The sequence below is a fragment of the Limimaricola sp. G21655-S1 genome (assembly GCF_027213785.1).
Lineage (GTDB): Bacteria > Pseudomonadota > Alphaproteobacteria > Rhodobacterales > Rhodobacteraceae > Limimaricola.
The window spans coordinates 152,994-177,063 of the sequence record NZ_JAPWGO010000002.1; the positions used below are offsets into that span (position 1 = coordinate 152,994).

General features: G+C 69.1%; 20 protein-coding genes. 7 read left to right on the forward strand and 13 right to left on the reverse strand.

The window, feature by feature from the left end; genetic code table 11:
• Positions 1-119: 119 nt before the first annotated feature.
• On the forward strand, positions 120-2,135 hold the full coding sequence (gene tkt / locus O4G76_RS03175) for a transketolase (protein WP_269395955.1): 2,016 nt from the start codon (positions 120-122) through the stop codon (positions 2,133-2,135).
• Between the two features lie 69 nt (positions 2,136-2,204).
• On the opposite strand, the gene O4G76_RS03180 is transcribed toward tkt, so the two are convergent.
• On the reverse strand, positions 2,205-2,633 hold the full coding sequence (locus tag O4G76_RS03180; protein WP_269395956.1) for a DoxX family protein: 429 nt from the start codon (positions 2,631-2,633) through the stop codon (positions 2,205-2,207).
• Between O4G76_RS03180 and O4G76_RS03185 the strand changes: the two genes are divergently transcribed.
• Positions 2,632-2,775 (forward strand): hypothetical protein, encoded by a 144-nt coding sequence (locus tag O4G76_RS03185; protein WP_269395957.1) that lies wholly within the window; start codon positions 2,632-2,634, stop codon positions 2,773-2,775. The two genes, O4G76_RS03180 and O4G76_RS03185, sit on opposite strands and share 2 nt — an antisense overlap.
• Before the next feature lie 106 nt (positions 2,776-2,881).
• Positions 2,882-3,883: a type I glyceraldehyde-3-phosphate dehydrogenase gene (gene gap, locus O4G76_RS03190; protein WP_085895740.1), complete on the forward strand. Its 1,002-nt coding sequence runs from the start codon at positions 2,882-2,884 to the stop codon at positions 3,881-3,883.
• Positions 3,884-3,977: 94 nt separating this feature from the next.
• Here gap and O4G76_RS03195 read toward each other — a convergent pair whose 3' ends face one another.
• The 5 genes from O4G76_RS03195 to O4G76_RS03215 all read right to left on the reverse strand — a co-directional run bounded on the left by O4G76_RS03195 (position 3,978) and on the right by O4G76_RS03215 (position 8,410).
• Positions 3,978-5,012 (reverse strand): extensin family protein, encoded by a 1,035-nt coding sequence (locus tag O4G76_RS03195; protein ID WP_269395958.1) that lies wholly within the window; start codon positions 5,010-5,012, stop codon positions 3,978-3,980.
• On the reverse strand, positions 5,009-6,376 hold the full coding sequence (locus O4G76_RS03200) for a L,D-transpeptidase (RefSeq protein ID WP_269395959.1): 1,368 nt from the start codon (positions 6,374-6,376) through the stop codon (positions 5,009-5,011). The genes O4G76_RS03195 and O4G76_RS03200 overlap by 4 nt, the downstream gene beginning before the upstream one ends.
• 61 nt (positions 6,377-6,437) lie before the next feature.
• Entirely contained in the window at positions 6,438-6,932 is a 495-nt protein-coding gene (gene coaD, locus O4G76_RS03205) for a pantetheine-phosphate adenylyltransferase (RefSeq protein ID WP_085895737.1), read from the reverse strand.
• 94 nt (positions 6,933-7,026) lie between these two features.
• A complete protein-coding gene (locus O4G76_RS03210; protein WP_269395960.1) occupies positions 7,027-7,461 on the reverse strand; it encodes a CBS domain-containing protein in 435 nt (144 codons plus the stop codon).
• A gap of 43 nt (positions 7,462-7,504) precedes the next feature.
• Positions 7,505-8,410 (reverse strand): LysR family transcriptional regulator, encoded by a 906-nt coding sequence (locus O4G76_RS03215; protein WP_269395961.1) that lies wholly within the window; start codon positions 8,408-8,410, stop codon positions 7,505-7,507.
• A 107-nt stretch (positions 8,411-8,517) separates the two neighbouring features.
• On the opposite strand from O4G76_RS03215, the gene O4G76_RS03220 reads away from it, so the two are divergent.
• The 4 genes from O4G76_RS03220 (at position 8,518) to O4G76_RS03235 (ending at position 12,430) form a co-directional block, all read left to right on the forward strand.
• The gene (locus O4G76_RS03220) at positions 8,518-10,017 is read left to right on the forward strand and encodes a CoA-acylating methylmalonate-semialdehyde dehydrogenase (RefSeq protein WP_269395962.1); all 1,500 of its coding nucleotides are present in this window, start codon (positions 8,518-8,520) and stop codon (positions 10,015-10,017) included.
• 84 nt (positions 10,018-10,101) lie between these two features.
• Positions 10,102-10,500 carry a cupredoxin family copper-binding protein gene (locus O4G76_RS03225; protein ID WP_269395963.1) on the forward strand — a complete coding sequence of 133 codons (399 nt, stop codon included), beginning with the start codon at positions 10,102-10,104 and terminating at the stop codon, positions 10,498-10,500.
• Between the two features lie 65 nt (positions 10,501-10,565).
• Positions 10,566-11,717: a carboxylate-amine ligase gene (locus O4G76_RS03230; protein WP_269395964.1), complete on the forward strand. Its 1,152-nt coding sequence runs from the start codon at positions 10,566-10,568 to the stop codon at positions 11,715-11,717.
• Between the two features lie 68 nt (positions 11,718-11,785).
• Positions 11,786-12,430, forward strand: coding sequence for a hypothetical protein (locus O4G76_RS03235; protein ID WP_269395965.1), 645 nt, complete (start codon positions 11,786-11,788; stop codon positions 12,428-12,430).
• A 64-nt stretch (positions 12,431-12,494) separates the two neighbouring features.
• Here the strand turns inward: O4G76_RS03235 and uvrA are convergent, their stop codons facing one another.
• The 7 genes from uvrA to O4G76_RS03270 form a co-directional block, all read right to left on the reverse strand.
• Positions 12,495-15,359, reverse strand: coding sequence for an excinuclease ABC subunit UvrA (gene uvrA / locus O4G76_RS03240; protein WP_269395966.1), 2,865 nt, complete (start codon positions 15,357-15,359; stop codon positions 12,495-12,497).
• Positions 15,360-15,515: 156 nt separating this feature from the next.
• Positions 15,516-15,872 carry a peptidoglycan-binding domain-containing protein gene (locus O4G76_RS03245; protein WP_269395967.1) on the reverse strand — a complete coding sequence of 119 codons (357 nt, stop codon included), beginning with the start codon at positions 15,870-15,872 and terminating at the stop codon, positions 15,516-15,518.
• Positions 15,873-15,976: 104 nt separating this feature from the next.
• The gene (gene lpdA, locus O4G76_RS03250) at positions 15,977-17,371 is read right to left on the reverse strand and encodes a dihydrolipoyl dehydrogenase (RefSeq protein WP_269395968.1); all 1,395 of its coding nucleotides are present in this window, start codon (positions 17,369-17,371) and stop codon (positions 15,977-15,979) included.
• 110 nt (positions 17,372-17,481) lie between these two features.
• Positions 17,482-18,093, reverse strand: coding sequence for a DUF924 family protein (locus tag O4G76_RS03255; protein ID WP_269395969.1), 612 nt, complete (start codon positions 18,091-18,093; stop codon positions 17,482-17,484).
• A gap of 108 nt (positions 18,094-18,201) precedes the next feature.
• Positions 18,202-19,479, reverse strand: coding sequence for an MFS transporter (locus O4G76_RS03260; protein WP_269395970.1), 1,278 nt, complete (start codon positions 19,477-19,479; stop codon positions 18,202-18,204).
• Between the two features lie 98 nt (positions 19,480-19,577).
• Positions 19,578-20,636, reverse strand: coding sequence for a tRNA preQ1(34) S-adenosylmethionine ribosyltransferase-isomerase QueA (gene queA / locus O4G76_RS03265; protein ID WP_269395971.1), 1,059 nt, complete (start codon positions 20,634-20,636; stop codon positions 19,578-19,580).
• Positions 20,637-20,649: 13 nt separating this feature from the next.
• On the reverse strand, positions 20,650-23,952 hold the full coding sequence (locus O4G76_RS03270; RefSeq protein ID WP_269395972.1) for an AsmA-like C-terminal region-containing protein: 3,303 nt from the start codon (positions 23,950-23,952) through the stop codon (positions 20,650-20,652).
• Positions 23,953-24,070 lie beyond the last annotated feature (118 nt).

Sequence of the window (24,070 nt, forward strand, 5' to 3'; positions counted from 1 at the left end):
CGCCGGCGGCGGACCGCAAGGCGCCGGCCGTCCGCTTGAACTCGCTCGCGCCGCCTGTCAATACCGTGCGCGACAAGGGGGGCCGCGCCGCGGCTGCCTCGACCAACCGGAGGACACCCATGGACATCGCCGCCCTGCGCGACAAGCATCCCGAGCATTGGAGGAAGGCCGCGGCCATCCGCACCCTGACCCTCGACGCCGTGGCTGCGGCCAATTCGGGCCATTCCGGCATGCCGATGGGCATGGCCGACGTCGCGACGGTGCTGTTCGAGAAGCACCTGAAGTTCGACCCCAAGGCGCCGAAATGGGCCGATCGCGACCGCTTCATCCTGTCGGTGGGCCACGGCTCGATGCTGCTCTATTCGGTGCTGCACCTGACCGGCTACGAGGAAGTGCCGCTCGAGGAGATCAAGAATTTCCGCCAGTGGGGCTCGAAGACCGCCGGCCACCCCGAGAGCGAGTATCTCGACGCGGTCGAGACCACCACCGGCCCGCTCGGCCAGGGCATCGCCAACTCGGTGGGCTTCGCCATCGCCGAGGAGATGCTGCGCGCCAAATACGGCCCGAAGATCGTCGATCACTACACCTGGGTGATGGCCGGCGACGGCTGCCTGATGGAGGGCGTGAGCCAGGAGGCGATCGCGCTCGCGGGCATGCAGAAGCTGTCGAAGCTCGTCGTGTTCTTCGACGACAACGGCATCACCATCGACGGCAAGGTGTCGCTCGCCGACGTGACCGACCAGGCCAAGCGCTTCGAGGCCTCGGGCTGGCACGTGCAGTCGATCGACGGGCACGACCCGGAGGCGATCGACGCCGCGATCGAGGCCGCCAAGGCCGACCCGCGCCCCTCGATGATCGCCTGCAAGACGCATATCGCGCTGGGCTCATCGGCGCAGGACACCGCCAAGGGCCACGGCGCGCTGACCGACGAGAAGCTGATCGCCGACACCAAGGCCGCCTATGGCTGGGAGCACGGGCCCTTCGAGATCCCCGCCGACGTCAAGGCGCAGTGGGAAGCGATGGGTGCGCGCGGCGCCAAGGCACATGAGGAATGGCGCGAGCGCTTCGACGCGCTGTCCGAGCGCAAGCGCATCGAGTTCGAGCGCGCCTTCGCTGCCGAGGCCCCCAAGGCGCTCGCCGCCAAGATCCGCGCCTTCAAGAAGGACGCGCTGGAGAACGCCAAGCCGGTCGCCTCGCGCAAGTCGTCGGAGATGGTGCTCAACGTCGTCAACGGCGTGATGACCGAGACCGTGGGCGGCTCGGCCGACCTGACCGGCTCGAACAACACCCGTTCGGGCGATATGGAAGTGTTCTCGCCGGAGAACCGCTCAGGCCGCTACATCCATTACGGCATCCGCGAGCACGGCATGGCGGCGGCGATGAACGGCATCGCGCTGCATGGCGGCCTGCGTCCCTATGGCGGCACCTTCATGGCCTTCACCGACTACGCGCGCGGCGCGATGCGCCTCTCGGCGCTGATGCACCAGCCGGTGGTCTACGTGATGACGCATGACAGCATCGGCCTCGGCGAGGACGGCCCGACCCACCAGCCGGTCGAGCACCTGTCGATGCTGCGCGCGACGCCCAACACCTACGTGTTCCGCCCCGCCGACACGATCGAGACCGCCGAGGCCTGGGAGATCGCGCTGTCGACCTCCGACCGCCCCTCGGTGCTGGCGCTAAGCCGCCAGAACCTCGCCCCGGTGCGCAACGAGCACAAGACCAAGAACCTGACCGAGCAGGGCGCCTACGTGCTGCGCGAGGCGGGCGAGAAGCGCCGCGCGATCATCATGGCCTCGGGCTCCGAGGTCGAGATCGCGGTCGCGGCGCGCGACATCCTCGAGGCCGAGGGCATCGGCACCCGCGTGGTCTCCGTGCCCTGCATGGAGTTGTTCGCGGTGCAGGACGAGGCCTACCGCAAGCGCGTGCTGCCCGCGGGCCCGGTGCGCGTCGCCATCGAGGCGGGCGTGCGCCAGAGCTGGGACCGCTGGCTTCTGGGCGAGCGCGGCCGCGAGGCCAAGGCGGGCTTCGTCGGCATGGAGGGCTTCGGCGCCTCCGCCCCGGCCGAGACGCTCTACGAGAAGTTCGGCATCACGGCGCAGGCCGTGGCCGAGAAGGTCAAGGCGCTGCTCTGACGCCGACACGGTACGGCGCGAAACATGGGGGCGGCCTTCGGGCCGCCCTTCGTCTTTGGAAGGCGGCGTTCAGTCGAGCCGCACCGCGATCCGCCCGGCGCCGGCGACCGCCAACGCCAGGCAGCCGCCCGCGATGGCCCAGTTCTTGACGAAGATCGTCATCTGCCACGGGTCGTCGGGCAGGAAGTGGAACGCCGAGGTCAGGCCGCAATAGAGCCCGAGCGACAGCGCCACCGGCCGTACCGCCACGCCGAAGACCAGCGCCAGCCCGGCGGCGGCGTTGTAGGCCAGCGCCGGCCAGACCAGCAGCCCCGGCAAATGCCAGCCCGCCAGCAGCCCGATCACCTCGCCGGGGTCGAAGGCCTTCTGCGCCGCGCCGCCGAGAAACAGCACCGCCAGCAGCAGGCGGCCGATCAGCAACAGCCAGTCGTCCAGCCGCAATGACGGCGACGCGGTCCGCTGCGCCTCCCCTGCCTCGCGGTCTAGACTTGCGCGCATGAGCACCTCCTTCGCCCTCTCCCTGTTCGGCCTGATCCTAGCGGCGCTGGCGGCGGATCACTACTGGCTCGACGGGCGCGTGGCGCTGGTGCTGGCGCGCGCGGGGCTCGATCTGGTCCACTGGCTCGCCCTCTGGCGCTAACGGCAGCGCTCACGGGGGCGCTGCGGGGCGATCTTCGGTTGACGCCGCGCCACAAATGCCGATCTTGGCGCCGAACCCAAGCCCGGCAATTCCCGAGGAGACCCCCATGGCTGTCAAGGTAGCAATCAACGGCTTCGGCCGCATCGGGCGCAACGTCCTGCGCGGCATCATCGAATCCGGCCGCACCGACATCGAGGTCGTGGCCATCAACGATCTTGGCCCGGTCGAGACCAACGCCCACCTGCTGCGCTACGACAGCGTGCATGGCCGCTTTCCGCACGAGGTGAAGACCACCGAGGACACGATCGATGTCGGCCGCGGCCCGATCCGCGTCACCGCGATCCGCGACCCCAAGGAACTGCCCTGGTCCGACGTCGACGTCGCGCTGGAATGCACCGGCATCTTCGTGAGCCATGAGAAGGCCGCGATGCATCTCGAGAACGGCTCCAAGCGCGTGCTGGTTTCCGCACCCTGCTCGGGCGCCGAGAAGACCATCGTCTACGGCGTCAACCACGAGACGCTGACCGCCGAGGACAAGGTCGTGTCGAACGCGTCCTGCACCACCAACTGCCTGTCGCCGGTCGCCAAGGTGCTCAACGACGCCATCGGCATCGACAAGGGCTTCATGACGACGATCCACAGCTACACCGGCGACCAGCCGACGCTGGACACGATGCACAAGGATCTCTACCGCGCCCGCGCCGCGGCGCTGTCGATGATCCCGACCTCGACCGGCGCGGCCAAGGCCGTGGGTCTGGTGCTGCCCGAGCTCAACGGCAAGCTCGACGGCGTCGCGATCCGCGTGCCGACGCCGAACGTCTCGGTCGTCGACCTGACCTTCAACGCCGCGCGCGAGACCAGCGTCGAGGAGATCAACCAGCTGATCCGCGACGCCGCGAACGGCCCGCTCAAGGGCATTCTCGGCTACACCGACGAGCAGCTGGTCAGCTCGGACTTCAACCACGACCCGCATTCCTCGGTGTTCCACACCGACCAGACCAAGGTCATGGACGGCACCATGTGCCGCATTCTGACCTGGTACGACAACGAGTGGGGCTTCTCCAACCGCATGGCCGATACCGCCGTCGCGATGGGCAAGCTGGGCTGATCGCCCGAGTTCCCTGACAAAGCGAAAGGCCGCCCCTCGGGGCGGCCTTTTTCGATCCCGCATCGCGGTCACCCGGTCGGTTCGCGGGTTGCGCTCACTGGCAGAGCCGGAAATCGCCGCGGCGCGCCTTCACGTCGAGATGCAGATGGTCGGCATGGGCGGCATCCGAGCCCGGCCCCAGCACGGTCGTGAATTCGAGGCAGGCGGTGGCGCGCACCGCGTCCTGGAACGCCTCGGCCATCGAGCCCTCGCGCTCGCGCGGCTGCACCTTGACCTCCGGCCCCTCGGCGAAGCCGAAGGACATGATGTCGACCGCGTTGCCGAAGGCGTGCTCGGACAGCGTGTCGGCATCGGAGCTGCGGCTGCGGCAGTTGTAGACCGTGCCCTGCCGGATCTCGGTCAGGGCGCCGCGCCCGAGCCGCTCGGCGGCGGGCTTGGCGAAACCCTCCACCCAGCGCGCCAGTGCCAGCGCCGTCTCGCAACGCATCGGCGCAGGCGGCGCGAGGGCCACGCCCGGCACGATTCCCGACAGCCTCACCGGATGCGCGATGCCGCAATCGGCGATGTCCGTATCATCGACCGGCGGCTGCGTGTCGAACACCGCGCCCAGCGCCTCCAGCTCGGCACGGCAGGTCTCGCGGTCCGCCGCCGATGCGGCGAGCCGGTCCGGCATCGCTGGGACGCTCTCGCGCGCCGTCCCGCCGGCATTGGGCGTGTCATCGGTGACCTCGCCCGCTTCGGCTTCGGCTTCGGCTTCGGCTTCGGCTTCGGCTTCGGCTTCGGCTTCGGCTTCGGTACCGTCGTCTGTTACGGCGTCAAGCTCGGACCCGGTCCCGGAATCGACGTCGGAAGCCTCGTCACCCAGCGTGCCGGCGTCCTCCTCCGATGTTCCTTCGGTCTCGTCCCGACCCGCCGGATCGGGCGGTTCGGGACGTGCCTCCGGCATCGGCACCGCCTGCGGCGCCATCTCGGAGCCCTCTGCCTGATCCGGTACTGACGGCGCCTGCGCGTCCTCGGTCAGATCGGCGGGTCGCACGGGCGGCAGGGGGGCGGTTTCGGGCGGCGCCTCCTGCGCCGCGAGCGGCGCGGCCAGCAGGCCCAGCAGCGCCCCTGCCGCCAGCCGGATCATTCGATGAACTCCACGACGACGCCCTCGGACACCAGCAGCGCCAGCTCCTCGGCGTCCCAATTGGTCATCCGCACGCAACCATGGCTGGCCGCCTGGAACAACGAGTCCGGCTCCGAGGTGCCGTGCAGCCCGTAGGTCGGCTTCGACAGGTCGATCCAGACCGACCCCACCGGCCCGTTCGGGCCGGGCGGCAGGATCAGCACCTCGTCATTGTCGCCCTGCTGGAAATTGACGTCCGGGTTGTAGGTGTAGGTCGGGTCCATCGCCACGGCGACCACCTCGACCGTGCCCGAGGGCGACGGGGTCTGGGCCGAGCCGACCGTGACGGGGTAGTTCAGGATCATCCGGCCGCTCTCGTCGAAGCCCGCGAGCCGGCTCGTGCCCTTGCGCACCTCGATGCGGGCCACCTTGGTCTCGAGCGCCGGACCGGGATCGACCACGGTGATGGTCTCGCCCTGCCGCCAGCCGGTGCCGGGGTTCAGGTTTTCGAGGAAGCCCTGATCCATGTGAAACCGTTCGGCCAGCTTCTCTGCGACGCTGGTGTAGCCGAGCTGGTCGAGCTCGGCGAGCTTGGCGTAATCCTCGGGCAGCGGATCGCTGAGTCCGGTCACGTCCTCCTCGGTGATGGTGTAGCTCTGCAGCATCGGCGCGGGCTGGGTCGCGGTGAGCGCGTCCCAGACCTGGCTGTCGAGTTGGCCGTCCGCCGTGAAGCCCTCGCGCGTCTCGAAGGCGGCGATGGCGCTCTCGCTCATCCCGCCCTTCCAGCCATCGATGATGCCCGGCGAAATCCCGGCGCGGTCGAGCAGGATCTGCGTCTTGACGGTGATCGCCGACTGCCCGTCCGGCAGCGGTCCGCCCTGATAGCTGGCGGCCTCGATCTCCTCGGGGGTGGGCGGCACCTTTGGCGTCTGCGCCTGCATCGGCTCCGTGGAGGAGGCGTCGCTCGGGGCGGTGGCGGAGCCGCTGGCGTCCGAGGCACCCGAGGCACCCGAACTCGCCGATGCGCCGGAGCTGTCCGGGGTGCCCTGCTGCGCCTCGACCGGCTGCGCGCCGCCCTGCTGCAGCATGCGCAGCGTCTCGGGCTGCGCGGCGGTGCCGCCGGGGGCGGTCACGGTAGCGGGCGGGGCCTCCGCTCCTGTCCCGCCTTGCGTATCCTGTTGCGCCGGGGGTTGCTGCTGGGGCTGGCTCTCGGAAGGCGCGGGCTGTGCCGCCTGACCTTGCGTGTCCTGTCCGGCCGTTCCTTCGAGAACCTTGCGGGTCTCGGCGGCGATGTCCGCCCCGCTTGGCGTTCCCTGCTGCGCGACGGCACCGCTGGCCGCGAGAGCAAGGATGGAGAGGGAAAGGCGGATCGGGGTTGGGGTCATCTGGCGCTCCTCCGGACAGCTGTCCGGCACAACGCCGCGCGGCGGCCCCGAGGTCCCTCGATCAGAGGTCGAGCCGCACCTTCAGCGCCGCCTCGACCCCCGGCGGCACGAAGGACGAGACGTCGCCACCGAGCCGGGCGATTTCCTTGACCAGCTTGGAGGCGATGGCCTGGTGCCGGGCCTCGGCCATGAGGAACACGGTCTCGACCGACTTGTCGAGCATCCGGTTCATCCCGACCATCTGGTACTCGTATTCGAAATCCGCCACCGCCCGCAGGCCGCGGATGATCATCTGCGCGCCGACATCGTTCGCGGCGTCGATCAGCAGGTTCTCGAAGGGGTGCACCACAATCTCCGAGCCGCAGGCAGCCGCGATCGGCGCGGTTTCGGCCTCGATCATCGCGACCCGCTCGTCGAGCGAAAACAGGGGTCCCTTGTCGCGATTGATCGCCACGCCGATCACCAGCCTGTCGACCAGCGTGCAGGCCCGGCGGATGATGTCCGTATGGCCCAGCGTGACCGGATCGAAGGTTCCGGGATAAAGACCGATGCGCATGACGCCTCCCCGCCGCATGTTGCGCGCGCACACGACACCAAGGCGGGCCGGGATGCAAGGCCCCGACCCGCGCGTGGAGCCGCGCCCGGCGTCGTCAGTGGCCCATGATCATCCCTTCGAGCGCATCCTTCTCCATCGCCAGTTCGGACAGCCGCGCCTTGACCACGTCGCCGATCGAGATCAGCCCGACCATCTCCTCGCCTTCGACCACCGGGATGTGGCGAAACCGCCCCTCGGTCATCCGGGCCAGCACCGCATCGGCCACCTCGTCGCGGTGGCAGGTGACCGGATCGCGGGTCATCATCTCCTCGACCTTTTCGGACAGGCAGTCCGGGCCGCGCTGGCCGATCTCGCGCACGATGTCGCGTTCCGAAATGATGCCCAGCGCCCGCTTGCCGTCCTGAGAGACCACGAGGGCACCGATGCGCTTCTCCGAGAGCTGCCGCGCGGCCTCGGCCACCGTGATGTCGGGCGCGACGGTGGCGACGGTGTCGCTGGCCTTGGATTTCAGGATCTGTTGCACGAGCATGGCGCACTCCTCTTCAAGCGCCCCCTGAGCTGGGGGCCATGGATCAACCGTCGCGCCCGGCGCTCGTTCCTGTCAAGCATTCCGCCTCGAGCCGCGCCACCTCCGCTCGAAGTGCCGCCGCGAGGAGCGTCGCGAAACGGGTGAGCCGCGCCGAGCGGCGGTCGGCGGCATGGCGCACCAGCCAGAAGGCACGGGTCAGCCGCAGCTCGTCGGTCAGCACCCGGCGCAGCTCCGGCGCGAATGGCAGCGCGAAATCATGGACGATGCCGATCCCGGCATGGCGCAGCATCTGCAGCTGCACCGAGACCGAGTTGGAGGCGAGCGGCACGCCCTGCGCGCCAAGGCTGCCGAGATAGTCGAGCTCCCGGTCGAAGATCATGTCGGGGATGTAGCCGACCAGCGGCCGCGCCCCCAGATCGGACAGCCGCACCGGCACCGGCGCGTCGGCCCGCTGCGCGAGGCTGAGCCGGTAGTCGGTGATCTTCTGCACGGTGAGGCGCCCCGCCTCCGGCGGGCTCACCGTGACCGCCATGTCGGCCTCGCGCTTGGACAGGTTCACGACGCGCGGCAGGGCGAGGATCTGCAGCTCCAGATCCGGGTTCTCGGCTTGGATCGCGGCGCAGACCTGCGGCAGCACGAAATTGGCGCAACCATCCGGCGCGCCGATGCGGATCTGCCCGGAAAGGCCGCGTTCCGGGGTCCCGGCCTCGGCGGCCCGGGCCAGCGCCGCCTCGGCGCGCGCGGCGTGTTCGGCCAGCCGCTCGCCACGGGGCGTCAGCGCGTAGCCCTGCGGGCTCTTGACGAAGAGCGCCGCGCCCAGCCGCTCCTCGAGCCGCGCCACCCGCCGGCCCAGCGTCGCCGGGTCCATCCGCAGCCCCGGCGCCGCGCCCGACAGGCTCTCGGCGCGCGCCACCGCGAGAAAGACGCGGATATCGTCCCAGTTTTCCATATCATCCTGCAAAAACGCAAAACCGTTTTGGCACCCTGCCGCTTCTACCGGCATTTCTGCAAGGCTATAGTGATACCAACTCAGATCGTTCTTCGGGAGGACCGGACATGCAGGAACTGACCCATTACATCGGCGGCGAACACGTCAAGGGCGGCTCGGGCCGCTTCGCGGACGTCTTCAACCCCGCCACCGGCGAGGTGCAGGCCCAGGCCCCCCTCGCCTCTCGCGACGAGCTCGACCGCGCGGTCGAGACCGCCCAGAAGGCGCAGCCGGCCTGGGCCGCCACCAACCCGCAGCGCCGGGCGCGGGTGATGATGGAATATGTGCGCCTGCTCAACCGCGACATGGACAAGCTGGCCGAGGCGCTGTCGCGCGAGCACGGCAAGACCATCCCCGACGCCAAGGGCGACGTGCAGCGCGGCCTCGAGGTGGTCGAGTTCTGCATCGGCGCGCCGCATCTCCTCAAGGGCGAGTACACCGACGGCGCGGGCCCGGGCATCGACATGTACTCGATGCGCCAGCCGCTCGGCGTCTCGGCGGGCATCACCCCGTTCAACTTCCCGGCCATGATCCCGATGTGGATGTTCGCCCCGGCCATCGCCTGCGGCAACGCCTTCATCCTCAAGCCGTCCGAGCGCGCCCCCTCGGTGCCCCTGATGCTGGCCGAGCTGATGGAAGAGGCCGGTCTGCCCAAGGGCATCCTGCAGGTCGTCAACGGCGACAAGGAAGCGGTGGACGCGATCCTCGAGCATGAGGGCATCGCCTCGGTGGGCTTCGTCGGCTCCACCCCGATCGCCGAGTACATCTACGGCAAGGGCTGCAGCCACGGCAAGCGCGTGCAGTGCTTCGGCGGCGCCAAGAACCACATGATCATCATGCCCGACGCGGACATGGACAAGGCCGCCGACGCGCTCGTGGGTGCGGGCTACGGCGCCGCGGGCGAGCGCTGCATGGCGATCTCGGTCGCGGTGCCGGTGGGCGATGAGACCGCCGACCGGCTGATCTCGGCGCTCAAGCCGCGGGTCGAGAGCCTGAAGGTCGGGCCCTACACCTCGGGCGACGATGTCGATTTCGGCCCCGTGGTCACCGCAGCCGCCAAGGAGAACATCCTCAAGCTGGTGCAGTCCGGTGTCGATGCGGGCGCCGAACTGGTGGTCGACGGGCGCGATTTCCGGCTGCAGGGCTATGAGAACGGCTTCTTCGTCGGCGCGCATCTGTTCGACCGCGTGACGCCGGACATGGAAATCTATCGCAAGGAGATCTTCGGCCCGGTCCTCTCGACCGTGCGCGCGGGCTCCTACGAGGAGGCGCTGAAGCTCGCCATGGATCACGAGATGGGCAACGGCACCGCGATCTTCACCCGCGATGGCGACGCCGCGCGCGACTTCGCGAACCGGGTCAATGTCGGCATGGTCGGGATCAACGTGCCGATCCCGGTGCCGCTGGCCTATCACAGCTTCGGCGGCTGGAAGAAATCGGCCTTCGGCGACCTGAACCAGCACGGCACCGACAGCTTCAAGTTCTATACCAAGACCAAGACGGTCACCGCGCGCTGGCCGAGCGGAATCAAGGATGGCGGCGAGTTCAACTTCAAGCCGATGGACTGAAGCTCACGTCAACGCGACTGGACAGGGGGCAGCGTCCGCGAGACGCTGTCTCCATCGCGCATTTCGCGCGCGGAGGATCCTGTCATGCCGACGCGTCGTCAGATACTTAGCCGCGCCATCACCGCTGTCATAGCCCTGCCCATCGCGGCATTGGCCGCGCGTGCGGGCGGTCTCGCGCCCGCGGTTCCGCCCCCCGCCCCGACCCGCCCCGCTCCGGCAACGCCGGCCATGGGGCAGGTCCACCAGGTGTCGATACAGGGCTTCGCCTTCGTGCCGGCGGCCATCGCCGTCGCGCCGGGCGACACGGTGGTCTTCACAAATCGCGACATCGCACCCCATACCGTGACCTCTGAAAGCGGTGTCTTCGACAGCGGCCGGCTGGGCTCCGGGCAATCGGTTCGGATGAGCTTTTCGGCTCGCGGCGAGTATCCCTATCTCTGCGCGATCCATCCGAGGATGCGCGGCACGCTCCGCGTCGGCTGAGCCGGGCCGGACCCGTTTCGCTGCAAGAGGCGTTGGCCCCGGCAACATTACCGGAGGGCCGCCCCATGTCTGATCCCGCCTTCAGCCTCGGCATCGAGGAGGAGTATCTCGTCGTCGACGCCAAGACGATGGACCTCGCCGCCGTACCGAGCGAGATGCTCGATTCCGCGAAAAAGCGGCTCGGCGACCATGTCAGCCCCGAATTCCGCGACTGCCAGATCGAGATCGGCACCTCGGTCGCCGCGAACATCTCCGAGGCGCGCGCCGATCTCGCGCATCTGCGCGGCGGCCTCGCCGAGGTGGCGCAAGATCACGGCCTCGCCCTCGTCGCGGTCTCCTGCCACCCTTGGGGCGACCCCGAAAGCCGTGGCACCGGTCAGGGCGCGCGTTACGACAAGATCGCCGAGGATATCGGCGGCATCGCGCGGCGGCTGATGACCTGCGGCATGCATGTCCATGTGGGCTTGGGCGAGGATCACGAGCTGCGCGCCGACCTGATGGGACAGGCGAGCTACTTCCTGCCCTTCGTGCTCGCGCTTTCGGCCTCCTCGCCCTATTGGCGCGGCGAGGACACGCAGCTGTCGTCGTGGCGGCTCAACGTCTTCGACCAGTGCCCGCGCTCGGGCCTGCCGCCGCGGATCGAGAGCTGGGCCGAGTATCGCAAGATGGTCGATGCGCTGGTTCAGGCCGGAATCATCGAGGATGCCAGCAAGATCTGGTGGGACCTGCGCCCCTCCGAGGCCTGGCCGACGCTGGAGACGCGCATCGCCGACGTGATGCCGCGCATGGAGGAGGCGCTGTCCGTGGCCGCCTTCGTGCAATGCGTGATGCGGATGCTGTGGCGGCTCAAGACCGAGAACAAGCGCTGGCGCGTCTATGATCGCTTCCTGATCGAGGAGAATCGCTGGCGGGCGCAGCGCTACGGAACGGAAGGCACCCTGCTCGACCTCGGGCGCAACGCGCTCAGGCCGATGGAGGAACTCTTGGGCGAGCTGGAGGAGATGATGGAGGGCGACGCCCGGGCGCTGGGCTGCCTCGACGAGCTGCGTGGCACCCGGAGGATCGCGCATCGCGGTTCCTCGGCGACGCGACAGCGCCGCGCCTACGACACGGCACGGGGAAACGGGGCCGAGCCGCGCGAGGCGCTGCGCGAGATGCTGCGCGGCGTGTCGCAGGAGTTCATGGAAGGCGTGGAGCGCGGAGTTTCGCCGAGTTGATCACGCGGCGGGGAACGGAACGAAGATTGCGCCGTTGTCAAGCCAAATCCGATTCAGGAGAAGATCCCATGAAGACGCTCATCGGTCTCGGCACCGCGCTCACCATCGCCACCGCTCCCATGGCTCTCAACGCGGAACCCAAGCTCAAGATCAACGGGGGCGGCGCAGTGATGCAGATGCTCAACGCCGTCGTCGCCGGGAACACCAAGCAGGCCATCAAGGCCGAGAAGAAGCTGCGCAAGGCCGCGCGCAAGGCGGGCGTGCCAGTGGCCGCGGGCACCGTGGCGGCCGCCTCGGGCGGCGCCGCGATGGCGCAAGCCGCTTCGGCCCCTGCCCCGCGCTTCGCCCCCGAGAGCGTGGGCCAGCGGCCGCGCCTTCGCCCCGAGGCGGCGAGCTTCGCCGCGATGGACACCCCGGCCGAAGCGCCCCCGGTGACCACCTTGCAAAACGGTCGGCGTATCGAGACCTCGGCGCTCGGGACCTCTTCGACCCCGGGCGATACCCGGGTGACCAGCACCACGACCGCCGGGGCCGGGCCCACGGTGATCAACATCGAGGGGGACCGCGTCTCGACCTCGGGCGGCGCCTATTCCGAAGCGACGAGCGCCCCGACCCTGACCGCCGCTGCGGAAACCGCTACCGTAGAGCCCGCGGCACAGACGGTGTCGCTGGAGACCGACAGCTCGATCTTCGGCGGCCCGACCGGCTACTGATACCGATCCGACAAAGCGAAAGGGCTGCCCCTCGGGCGGCCCTTCTGCGTTCATACTTACCCGCTCATTCGGCGGCGATCTTGCGCGGCTTCAGCATCGGCTTGAGGTAGCGGCCGGTGTGGCTCGCCTCGACCTCGCCCACCTGTTCGGGGGTGCCGGTGGCGACCACGGTGCCGCCGCCATCGCCGCCCTCGGGCCCGATGTCGATGATCCAGTCGGCGGTCTTCACCACGTCGAGATTGTGCTCGATCACCACGACCGTATTGCCCGCCTCGACCAGCTCGTGCAGCACTTCGAGAAGCTTGCGCACATCCTCGAAATGCAGGCCGGTGGTCGGCTCGTCGAGGATGTAGAGCGTGCGACCCGTGGAGCGGCGCGCGAGCTCCTTCGACAGCTTCACCCGCTGCGCCTCGCCGCCCGAAAGCGTCGTCGCCTGCTGGCCGACCTTGATGTAGCCGAGGCCGACGCGGCACAGCGCGTCCATCTTCTCGCGGATCGAGGGCACGGCAGAGAAGAACTCCTGCGCGTCCTCGACCGTCATGTCGAGCACGTCGGCGATCGACTTGCCCTTGAACCTCACCTCCAGCGTCTCGCGATTGTAGCGCGCGCCCTTGCAGGTCTCGCAGGTGACGTAGACATCCGGAAGAAAGTGCATCTCGATCTTGATGACGCCGTCGCCCTGGCAAGCCTCGCAGCGCCCGCCCTTCACGTTGAAGGAAAACCGGCCCGGCTTGTAGCCGCGCGCCTTGGCCTCGGGCAGCCCCGCGAACCAGTCGCGGATCGGGGTGAAGGCGCCGGTATAGGTCGCGGGGTTCGAGCGTGGGGTGCGGCCGATCGGGCGCTGATCGATATCGATCACCTTGTCGAGATGCTCGAAGCCCTTGATGGTCTCGCAGGGTGCGGGCGCCTGCCGGGCGCCGTTGAGCTTCATCGCGGCGTTCTTGTAGAGCGTCTCGATGGTCAGCGTCGACTTGCCGCCGCCCGAGACGCCGGTGACGGCGACGAACTTGCCCAGCGGGTAATCGACCGTCACCTCCTTGAGGTTGTTGCCGGTGGCCTTCACCACGGTGAGCTTCTTGCCATTGCCCTCGCGCCGCTTGGCGGGCACCGCGATCTCGCGGCTGCCGACGAGATACTGGCCGGTCACCGAATCCGGGTTGGCCATGATCTCCTGCGGCGTGCCATGCGCGACGATGGCGCCGCCATGCACGCCCGCGCCCGGCCCCATGTCGAAGACGTAATCCGCCTCGCGGATCGCCTCTTCGTCATGCTCGACCACGATCACCGTGTTGCCCTGGTCGCGGAGGTTCTTGAGCGTGGTCAGCAGCCGGTCGTTGTCGCGCTGGTGCAGGCCGATCGACGGCTCGTCGAGCACGTAGAGCACGCCGGTGAGGCCCGAGCCGATCTGCGAGGCCAGCCGGATACGCTGGCTCTCACCGCCCGACAGCGTGCCGGCGTTGCGCGACAGCGTCAGGTAGTCGAGGCCGACATTGTTGAGGAAGCCGAGCCGCTCGCGGATCTCCTTGAGGATGGCGCGGGCGATCTCGTTCTTCTGGTTGGTGAGGCTGGCGGGCACGGTCTCGCACCAGTCGAAGGCCTCGCGGATCGACATCTGCACGACCTGACCGACATGCAACCCGGCGATCTTCACCGCCAGCGCCTCTTCGCGCAGCCGGTAGCCGTGGCAGGTGCCGCAGGCACGGTTGTTCTGGTACTGCTCCATCTCCTCGCGGACCCAGGAGCTGTCGGTCTCGCGATAGCGGCGCTCGAGATTCGGGATCACGCCCTCGAAGGGCCGTGACACCTTGTAGACCCGGCCGCCATCATCATAGCGGAACGCGATCTCCTCCTTGCCGGAGCCACGCAGGAACACCTCCTGCACCTTCTCGGGCAGGTCCTTCCAGCGGGCGGTCTTCGACACGCCGTAATGCTTGGAGATCGCCTCGATGGTCTGCAGGAAATACGGCGTCTTGCCCTTGCGCCACGGCGCGATGGCACCGTCCGCGACCTTGAGCGTGACATCGGGCACGACGAGGCGCTCGTCGAAGAACAGCTCGACGCCCAGACCGTCGCAGGAGGGGCAGGCGCCGAAGGGCGCGTTGAACGAGAACAGCCGCGGCTCGATCTCGGGGATGGTGAATCCCGAGACCGGGCAGGCGAATTTCTCGGAGAAGGTGATCCGCTCGGGCTCGCCCTCGCCTTCCTTGGGCGCGGTTTCGAGTATCGCGATGCCGTCGGCGAGGTCGAGCGCGGTGCGGAACGAATCCGCGAGCCGCGTCTCCAGCCCCTCGCGCACCACGATCCGGTCGACTACCACGTCGATGTCGTGGCGGAACTTCTTGTCGAGCGTCGGCGGGCTCTCCAACTCGTGAAATTCGCCATTCACCTTGATCCGCTGGAAGCCCTGCTTGCGCAGTTCGATGAACTCCTTGCGGTATTCGCCCTTGCGGTCGCGCACGATGGGCGCGAGCAGGTAGCCGCGTGTGCCCTCCTCCATCGCCATGACCCGGTCGACCATGTCCTGCACCTGCTGCGCCTCGATCGGCTGGCCGGTGGCGGGGGAATAGGGCGTGCCGACCCGCGCGAAGAGCAGGCGCATGTAGTCGTAGATCTCGGTGACGGTGCCGACCGTGGAGCGCGGGTTCTTCGAGGTGGTCTTCTGCTCGATCGAGATCGCGGGCGAGAGGCCCGAAATGTGATCGACATCGGGCTTTTCCATCATGTCGAGGAACTGCCGCGCATAGGCCGAGAGGCTCTCGACATAGCGGCGCTGACCCTCGGCATAGATCGTGTCGAAGGCCAGCGAGGATTTGCCCGAGCCCGACAGGCCGGTGATCACGACAAGCTCGTCGCGCGGGATATCCACGTCGATGTTCTTGAGATTGTGCTCGCGCGCGCCGCGCACCTCGATCTGCTTCAGTTCCGGCATGCAGGTCCCCACCAGTGTCCAGCCCGGAAGATAGGGCCCCGAAGGCCGTTCTCCAACCGCGAAATGAGAACGAAACGATAACACATGGCAGGGCTGCGCGAAATGCCGCAACCCCTGCCGCGCAGGCGAAGGGGCTGCGGCATCTTGTCCGGGCGGTCAGTAGCCGCCCATCCGTGACGGCCAGGCATGGCGCTGCCAGAAACCACGGCGCTGCGGCGGCGCGGTGGTCGCGATAAACGCCCGCGACGGGCTCGCAGCCACCAGGTCGTGCAGCAGGTCGTTCAGACCCGTGTCGGCGCGGCCGGTGATCGGCAGGCCATGCTCCGCCTCAAAGACGCGGATGGTATGCGCCAGCCGCGGCCCCGGCAGCCCGTCGATCTGCCCGGGTTCGTAGCCCAGATGTTGCAGCAGGATCTGGATTTCGTAGACGCCCTCGCGATCGGCCTCCATGGCCTGTGCTGGCGCCACCGTCGCGATTAGCCCCGCGACGACACAGAATGTCGGAAAACGCATGATACCCCCTACTTCGGGAACCGGTCCCGATGGGGCCATCCTAACAGAAAATGCCCCCGACCGGGCCGGTCGGGGGCATTCGTGATCCTGCGCTGCGGCAAGGATCAGTAGTGCAGCGCCCGCCCATAGGCGTCGAGAACGCTCTCATGCATCATCTCCGACAGCGTCGGATGCGGGAATACCGTCTCCATCAGTTCCTTCTCGGTGGTCTCGAGGGTGCGGCCGACGATGTAGCCCTGGATCAGCTCGGTCACCTCGGCGCCAACCATGTGGGCGCCCAGAAGCTCGCCGGTCTTGGCGTCGAACACGGTCTTGACCATGCCCTCGGCCTCGCCCAGCGCGATCGCCTTGCCGTTGCCGATGAAGGGGAAACGGCCGACCTTCACGTCAAAGCCCAGCTCCTTGGCCTTGGCCTCGGAGTAGCCGACCGACGCCACCTGCGGCTGGCAGTAGGTGCAGCCCGCGATGCTTTCGGGTTTCACCGGGTGCGGATGCTCCCCGGCGATCAGCTCGGCCACCATGACGCCTTCATGCGAGGCCTTGTGCGCGAGCCAGGGCGCGCCGGCGATGTCGCCGATGGCATAGAGCCCCTCGACGCCGGTGCGGCAATATTCATCGGTAATGACATGGGTGCGGTCGATCTTGACGCCCAGCTCTTCGAGCCCGAGCCCCTCGGTGTTGCCGACGATGCCGACGGCCGAGATCACCGTGTCGAACTCCTGCGTCTCGACCTTGCCCTTGCTCTCGATATGGGCCGTGACTTTGCCCTGCCCGCGATCGAGCTTCTTGACCACGGCCTTTTCCATGATCTTCATGCCCTGCTTCACGAACTGCTTCTTGGCGAAGGCCGAGATCTCGGCATCCTCGACGGGAAGGATCCGGTCCATCACCTCGACCACCGTCGTCTCGGCGCCCAGCGTGTTGTAGAAGCTTGCGAACTCGATCCCGATCGCGCCCGAGCCGATGACCAGCAGCTTCTTGGGCATGCGCGGCGGCACCAGCGCGTGGCGGTAGGACCAGACCAGGTCGCCGTCGGCTTCGAGCCCCGGCAGGTTGCGGGCGCGCGCGCCGGTGGCCAGAACGATGTTCTTGGCGGTCAGCTCCTCGCTGCCCTTCTCGGTCTTGACCGTGACCTTGCCCTTGGCGGGGATGGTGGCTTCGCCCATCACCACCTCGATCTTGTTCTTCTTCATCAGGTGGCCGATGCCCGAGGAGAGCTGCTTGGCCACGCCGCGAGAGCGTTTGACCACCGCATCGAGATCGTAGCCGATGCTCTCGGCCTTGAGCCCGAACTCCTTGGCGCGGTGCATCAGGTGGAACACCTCGGAGGAGCGCAGCATCGCCTTGGTCGGGATGCAGCCCCAGTTCAGGCAGATTCCGCCCAAGTTCTCGCGCTCGACGATCACGACCTTCTTGCCCAGCTGGGCGGCGCGGATCGCGGCGACATAGCCGCCGGGGCCGGCCCCGATCACGATCACGTCGAAGTTCCTGGCGGCCATCGGTGTTCCTCCTCGGCGGTCCCGCAAAAAATTGGTTTGACGCTAAACTACTTTCCGCCGGGCTTCCAGACGGCCGGTTGCATGGCAGGTCTGCAAGCGCTGCCGCCGGGTCAGGAGGCGGATTTCAGCCGTTCGACCACGGCACCGTAACCGCCCTGATCCAGCCACTCCTTCTCGGCCTCGGTGGTCTGGCGGCCCAGCGCGTCGTTGCGGAACGGGAATCGGCCGAATTCCCGGATCACCTCGCGATGGGCGCGGGCGTGCAGCAGATTGTCCTCGGCGTCGGGCATCCGCTCGCAGAACAGCCGCACGGCGCGATCCTGATCGACGAGATTCTCGGAATGCATCAGCGGAAGGTAGAAGAACTGCCGCCCCGGCGGCACGATCTCGCGGTCCCAGGCATTGTCGATCGCCAGCTTGGCGACCGAGCGGGCCTGCTCGTCGAGCTGGAAGGCGCGGGCGTCGTCGCGCCAGATGTTGCGCGCGAACTGGTCGGTGACGATGATATAGGCCAACGCGCCGTTCGGCTCGGTGAGCCAGTGGCCCAGAGCGCCCTCGGCGGCCTTGTCCCACATGGCGCCGAACCGGTCGCGGATCGTGGCATCGAGATCGTCATCGGCGATGTACCACTGCTTCGGCTCGACCTCCTCGAGCCAGAAGGCGAGCACCTTCTCGGCCTCGCTCGGCGCCTCGGCCTGGGCGGTGACGGGGGTGGCGGTCATGGCGGTCCTCCTGATCGGTGGTTCCCCCAAACCTGCCCCAACCCCGCCACGGGTCAAGCGCGAAGGCGCGATATGGCGCGAATTGGCCCCGATCCGGCCGCCCGCCGCTCAGGCGGCGTCATCGCGGGCCTCTTCCTGCTGCTCGATCTCGTGCTCGATATAGACCTCCTGCGCGACCTCGGCGGCCACCGCCGTGGCGGTGGCGGCGATCGGCGCGTAGCTGACAGTGTCGCCGACCTCGACGCCGCGATCCGGGCGCCGCAGCATGCGCCAGCCCGCATAGCTCGCGAGTCCCAGCATCAGCACCGCGATGAAGGCCCAGAAGCCATGCGCGCCGACATTGTCGAGCATCCAGCCCACCACGATCGGGCCGGCGATGGCGCCGACGCCGTTGATCAGCAGCAGCCCACCCGAGGCCGCCGCCATGTCCTCGCGGTCGAGGTAGTCGTTGGCATAGGCGATGAGCAGCGCGTAGAGCGGGTTCGAGGTGCCGCCCACCAGCGCCGCCGACACGAGGATCAGCCCGACATGACCGGGCAGCAGGAACGACACCAGCGCCCCCGCCCCGCCCACCGCCGACAGGCCGAGGATCAGCCAGCGCCGGTCGATCCGGTCCGACAGCCAGCCGATCGGGAACTGCAGCACCAGCGCGCCGACATAGGTGATCGAGACCAGGAGCGAGATCTGCGCCACCGACAGACCGGCCCGGGCGCCATAGACCGCCGACATGCCGAACTGCGCCGCGAAGACGCCGCCCAGGAGGAACATCCCCATGCAGGCCAGCGGCGAGGCATCGATCAGCCGCCGCAGAGGCAGCGGTTTGGTGGTGTTGAACACCGGCGCCGGGCTCACCGACAGGAGGATCGGCGCGAAGGCCATCGACACCAGCACCGAGGGGATGATGAACAGGATGAAGCCCGACACGTCGCCCAGCGTCACGAGGTACTGCGCCATGACGATGCCGGCCATCTGCACGATCATGTAGAGCGACAGCGCCTTGCCGCGATGCTCGTTGCTGGCGGCGTCGTTGAGCCAGCTCTCGGCGGTGATGTAGACGCCGCAGAAGCAGAAACCGATGGCGACGCGGCCCAGCGTCCAGGCCCAGGGCTCGGCCAGCGCCGGGTAGAGGATCAGCACCGCCGAGATGGTCGAGCCCAGCGCCGCGAAGACCCGCACGTGACCGACCCGGCGGATCATCATCGGCGCATAGCGCGAGGCGAAGAGGAAGCCCGCGAAATAGGCCGACATGATCACCGACATCTCGAGCGTCGAGAAGCCCTCGACCTCGCCGCGCAGGCCCAGAAGCGTGCCTTGGAGCCCGTTGCCGATCATCAGCATGAACATGCCGAGCAGAAGCGCCCAGGAGCTCCCGAGAACCTGAATCATGGCCTGTCCCTTTCTGCCGGCTAAGGCTCGGCTAACCCGGTGCTAGCAGCCGAGTCTTTCAGCAATACGACGGTTCGTCGGTCGAAAACGAAGCGGCTTCAGCGCCCGTTGCGTGGCAACAGCAGCGAGGCGTCGCCATAGGAGAAGAAGCGGTAGCGATTCGCGATGGCGTGATCGTAGATCCGGCGGATCTCCTCCACCCCCATCAAGGCCGAGACCAGCATCATCAGCGTCGATTTCGGCAGGTGGAAATTGGTCATCAACCCATGCGCGACGCGGAATTCGAAGCCCGGGGTGATGAAGATGTCGGTCTCGCCCGACCACGGCGCGATCTGGCCGCCCCGCGCGGCGCTCTCGATCAGCCGCAGCGCGGTGGTGCCGACCGGGATGACCCGCCCGCCCGTGGCGCGGGTGGCGGCGATCTCGGCGGCGGCCTTCTCGCTCACCTCGCCCCATTCGGCGTGCATCTTGTGGTCGCGGATGTCGTCGACCTTCACCGGCAGGAAGGTTCCCGCCCCGACATGCAGCGTCACATGGGTGAAGCTGACGCCGCGCGCGGCCAGCGCCGCCATCAGCGGCTCGTCGAAATGCAGCGAGGCGGTGGGGGCGGCAACCGCGCCGGGCCGCGCCGCCCAGACGGTCTGGTAATCCTCGCGGTCGCTCTCGTCGGCGGCGCGCTTGGCGGCAATGTAGGGCGGCAGCGGCATCGCGCCGACCTCGGCGATGGCGGCGTCGAAATCATCGCCCTCGAGATCGAAACGCAGCACCGCCTGATCGGCCTCGCGGCCCACCAACTCGGCCGAGAGTCGCTCCGAGAACACCACGACCTCGCCCTCGCGCAGCTTCCGAAGCGGCTTGACCAGCGCGCTCCAGCAGCCGTCGGCGCGGGGACCGAGCAGCGTCACCTCGATCCGCGCCGTGCCCTCGCCGGCGGCGCCGGGGCGGGTCCGGGTGCCGCTCAGACGCGCCGGGATCACCTTGGTGTCGTTGAGCACGAGCCGGTCGCCCGGCCGCAGGATCTGCACCAGATCGGTCACCACCCGGTCGGCGATCTCCTGACCTTGGGCCAGCAGCAGCCGCGCCGACGAGCGCGGCTTGGCGGGCCGGGTGGCGATCAGCTCGTCGGGCAGGTCGAAATCGAAATCCGAGAGCTTCATCGGCGTCCTCAGGTCAGGTCGGTGGCGGCCTCCGGAACAGTTCGCGGAACAGGCCGGGGGTGAGCGCGGAGAGCGGGTTGACCGAGACCTGCGGGTCCTCGGGCGTGCCGCCCAGCGTGTAGTTGAAGCCGATCAGCCCCTCGCCGGGGCGGGTCAGGAACGATCCCAGCGAATTGACGAGGTAGAAGGGCGAGACGACGCCTTGGAAGGCCATGCGTCTGGAAGCGAGGCTGTATCTCCCGTCGAGGGAAATGCCAAGACCCGGCCCGGTGGCGCTCGATTGCGTGATCTCGAGCATGTCAGGGCTCAGCCGGAAATCGGCCAGGATCCGGTCGAAGGCGAGCCCCTTACCGTCCAGCTGCTGCAGCAGTCCCACCACCGAGATCGCGTCGAGAAGCTGCGCCATGGCGGGCGCGTCGCGCACCCGCAGTCCGGCCACGTCGAGATCGCCGGTGTAATGGCCGGGCCGCCCGTCGGGCAGCAGCGTCAGGTCGAGCGCGCCACCGGTGGCGGTGCCGTAAAGCCCGGCCGAGCGTAGCACCGCCCCCGCATCCGGCCCGGTGATGCGCACCGCCGTACCGCCATCATCGGGCACCACCAGCCCCGAAACGGGCGCGCCGCCATTGACCCGCGCATCGAAGCGACCCGAAAAGCCGCCTACGGTCGAGAACCGGCCCCGCAGCGCGGTGAGCGCCACCGCGTCGGTGACGCGCAGCCGGTCGAGCGCGAGGCTGATCGGCCCGCCCTCTCCGTCGCCGCCCTTGCCGAAACCGGCGCGCCGCAGGTCGACCGCGCCGCCCGTGATCTCGAGCCCCACCGTCTCGCCCGGGCCGCGCCCGACCAGATCGGCGCTGACGTCGAGCCAGTCCGACAGGCGCACCCGCTCGAAGCTGGCGCGCTCCAGCCCGCCGCCGGGGCGCAGCCGCAGATCGCCGCGCGCCGAGAGACCGCCCGCATCGAGCGCGATCCGGTCGATCCGGGGCGTCTCGCCCAGCCGCCCCGCGATCTCCAGCTGCCCGGTGGTGCCGGGCGCCACCGACCAGCCCAGCGCCGGGATCGACAGGCCGAGCCCCCTGAGATCCGTCGAAAGCGTGACCTGCGGCGGCGCGCCCCGCGCCAGCCGCATCGCGACCTCGCCGCGCCCACGACCGGACAGGGAGCCCTCGGGCAGCGCGATGCCGAAGGTGTCGAGAAAGCGCTGCGACAGCTCGACCGTCCCGTCGAGCCGCGCCGTCCCACCGGATGCGCCGAGCGGCTGGCGAAAGGCCACATCGGCCGGCAGACCGTCGATCGTCACCGGGCCCTCGACCTCGAGCGCCTCGGGCCCGGCCCTGAGCGCGAGGCGATCGGCGGCGACGCGGCGCTCCGGCACGATCGCCATGCTCGACACCTCGTCGAGCGTGCCACTCACGGACCAGGCCACCTCCTCCGGTGCGACCGGCCCGCCCAGCGGCAGGGCGACGCGGGCGCTGGCCTGGCCCCGCCCCTCGATCAGATCCACCGGCTTTCCCGCCTTCTGCAGGAACCGGAAAGGCGGCTGGTCGATCAAGGACAGCATCGCCGTGACCGTGCCCGCGGCCTCGATGCCGATCTCGGCATCCGGGCGCGGCCCGCCCAGCCGGGGAATCGTGAAGCTGGTGCCCGAGAGGTCGACGCGGCCGCCCTGCGGCGCCTCGGCCACGCCCTCGGTCAGGCTGACGGAAAAGGTGCCGTCGCCGATGCTGGCATAGCCTGCCCCGCCGGTGATCGGCGGCAGCCCGTCGAGCGGGCGGATCGTGGCGCCCTCGAAACCATGGCTGAGCGCGATCTCGAGGTCCTGTCCCGGCGAGCGGCGCAGCGACGCCGTCACGTCGCGCAGCGTGGCGGCGGGTATGTGGTTGGCGATCCAGTCGCGGGTCCCCGGCTTGAAGCCCTCGGGCCAGTAGGCGAGCAGACGGTCGCGCGAGAGCGCCGCGGCTTGGACATCGAGCGCGGCGCGCCAGCCTTCGGGGGTCGAGCCGATCGCGCCGCTGCCGCCGATCCGGGCGCCGCTGGCGGCATCGGTGGCGCCGAATCCGCCGATCTCGAGCTCGAAGGGATCGGGGTGCAGCCGCAGGTCCGACCAGACCTCGCGCAGCGCCACCGCGTCCGGTAGCCCGGCCCCCGCCGCGAGCGCCACCTCGTCGAAGCGCATCTGCGCCACCAGCGCGCCGGGCCAGCCCGCCTTCACCTCGCGCAGCCAGGCCTGCCCCTGCCCCTCGACGCGGCCCAGCTCGCCCATGGCGGAGATGCGCTCGAACGCGATCCGGTCCTCTGCCGGGTCGAAGCGCAGCGCCAGCCCGGCGCGCTCGAAGCGCAGCGGCTCGGCGCCCTCGCCCGGCGCCAGCGCGCCGGCGCCGATCCGCAGCGCCGCGCTGAACGGCCCCGGCGTGCCATCGATGCCGATCCGGCCCCGCAGCCGCGCCGAAAGCGGCGCGTCGAGCACCGACAAAAAGGACAGCGCCGGATGCTGCGTGGCGAGATCGCGGCTGGCCGCCCCCTCGATATTCATCCGGATCTCGGCATCCCGCGCGCCGCCGGCACGGTCGTAGCCGAGGGCGAGATCGGTGACCTCGCCGCCATCGGCGCGCAGCGTCATCTGCCCGGCGAGCCGCATCCCGGCGCGCAGATCAAGCGCGATCCGCCCGTCCTCGGCGGTCCAGTCGCGCCCCGCGCGCGCATCGGAATAATTGACCGCCAGCCGCCGCGCCTCGATCCGCTCCAGAGCATCGAGCGCGGGCCGGTCCAACACCGCGTCGATGCGCGACAACAGCCCGGCCAGCCCGCTCGTATCCGGCTGCGGCGCGGGGACGGATCGCGGCGCGGCGCGCTCGAACCGCACTTCGACCCGGCCGGTGGTGTCGCGCCTGAGCCCGATCTCGGCCTCGGTCAGGATCACCTCCTGCGCCAGCACGGAGCGCTCGAAGAGCAGGCCGCGCGGGCTCAGGAGCGCTTCGATCCGGGGCACCCGCGCCAGCACCGCGCCTTCGGCATCGTGCAGCACCGTGTCGCGCAGCGCCACGCGCGGATGCAGGTCGGTGCCGAGCGTCAGGGCGATCGCGCCGAAATCGATGCGCCCCCCGGCCAGCATGGTGTCCGCCTGCGCCTCGATCCGCTCGGTGATCCAGCTCGGCGCCGTGATCGTCTGCCCGATCAGCAACAGCCCCAGGCCAAGAGCCAGCGCCACGGGGAGCGTCACCAGCGTCAGCCCGAGCCCGAGACCGAGGCGCAGGCCTTCCGCCAGCTTCAGCCCGCGCGCCCGCCGCCGCGGCGGGCGCGCGAGAGCCGTCGCCGCCACGGCCGGGCGGGCGCGCCGGTCGCGCGGGCTGATCGATCGATGCTGCAAGTCGGGCCAAGACCCCTTGATTTCGTCGGCCCCAGCGTAGATCCCTTGCCCCCCGAGGGCCACCGCCGCC

Coding starts and splice junctions, on each gene's coding strand:
- O4G76_RS03245 (WP_269395967.1), bottom strand. CDS start 15,872: ATGCGTTTTCCGACATTCTGTGTCGTCGCGGGGCTAATCGCGACGGTG.
- O4G76_RS03215 (WP_269395961.1), bottom strand. CDS start 8,410: ATGGAAAACTGGGACGATATCCGCGTCTTTCTCGCGGTGGCGCGCGCC.
- coaD (WP_085895737.1), bottom strand. CDS start 6,932: ATGCGCATCGGTCTTTATCCCGGAACCTTCGATCCGGTCACGCTGGGC.
- O4G76_RS03235 (WP_269395965.1), top strand. CDS start 11,786: ATGAAGACGCTCATCGGTCTCGGCACCGCGCTCACCATCGCCACCGCT.
- O4G76_RS03195 (WP_269395958.1), bottom strand. CDS start 5,012: ATGATCCGGCTGGCGGCAGGGGCGCTGCTGGGCCTGCTGGCCGCGCCG.
- lpdA (WP_269395968.1), bottom strand. CDS start 17,371: ATGGCCGCCAGGAACTTCGACGTGATCGTGATCGGGGCCGGCCCCGGC.
- uvrA (WP_269395966.1), bottom strand. CDS start 15,359: ATGCCGGAACTGAAGCAGATCGAGGTGCGCGGCGCGCGCGAGCACAAT.
- O4G76_RS03225 (WP_269395963.1), top strand. CDS start 10,102: ATGCCGACGCGTCGTCAGATACTTAGCCGCGCCATCACCGCTGTCATA.
- O4G76_RS03210 (WP_269395960.1), bottom strand. CDS start 7,461: ATGCTCGTGCAACAGATCCTGAAATCCAAGGCCAGCGACACCGTCGCC.
- O4G76_RS03200 (WP_269395959.1), bottom strand. CDS start 6,376: ATGACCCCAACCCCGATCCGCCTTTCCCTCTCCATCCTTGCTCTCGCG.
- O4G76_RS03185 (WP_269395957.1), top strand. CDS start 2,632: ATGAGCACCTCCTTCGCCCTCTCCCTGTTCGGCCTGATCCTAGCGGCG.
- O4G76_RS03180 (WP_269395956.1), bottom strand. CDS start 2,633: ATGCGCGCAAGTCTAGACCGCGAGGCAGGGGAGGCGCAGCGGACCGCG.
- tkt (WP_269395955.1), top strand. CDS start 120: ATGGACATCGCCGCCCTGCGCGACAAGCATCCCGAGCATTGGAGGAAG.
- O4G76_RS03260 (WP_269395970.1), bottom strand. CDS start 19,479: ATGATTCAGGTTCTCGGGAGCTCCTGGGCGCTTCTGCTCGGCATGTTC.
- O4G76_RS03255 (WP_269395969.1), bottom strand. CDS start 18,093: ATGACCGCCACCCCCGTCACCGCCCAGGCCGAGGCGCCGAGCGAGGCC.
- O4G76_RS03220 (WP_269395962.1), top strand. CDS start 8,518: ATGCAGGAACTGACCCATTACATCGGCGGCGAACACGTCAAGGGCGGC.
- O4G76_RS03230 (WP_269395964.1), top strand. CDS start 10,566: ATGTCTGATCCCGCCTTCAGCCTCGGCATCGAGGAGGAGTATCTCGTC.
- gap (WP_085895740.1), top strand. CDS start 2,882: ATGGCTGTCAAGGTAGCAATCAACGGCTTCGGCCGCATCGGGCGCAAC.
- queA (WP_269395971.1), bottom strand. CDS start 20,636: ATGAAGCTCTCGGATTTCGATTTCGACCTGCCCGACGAGCTGATCGCC.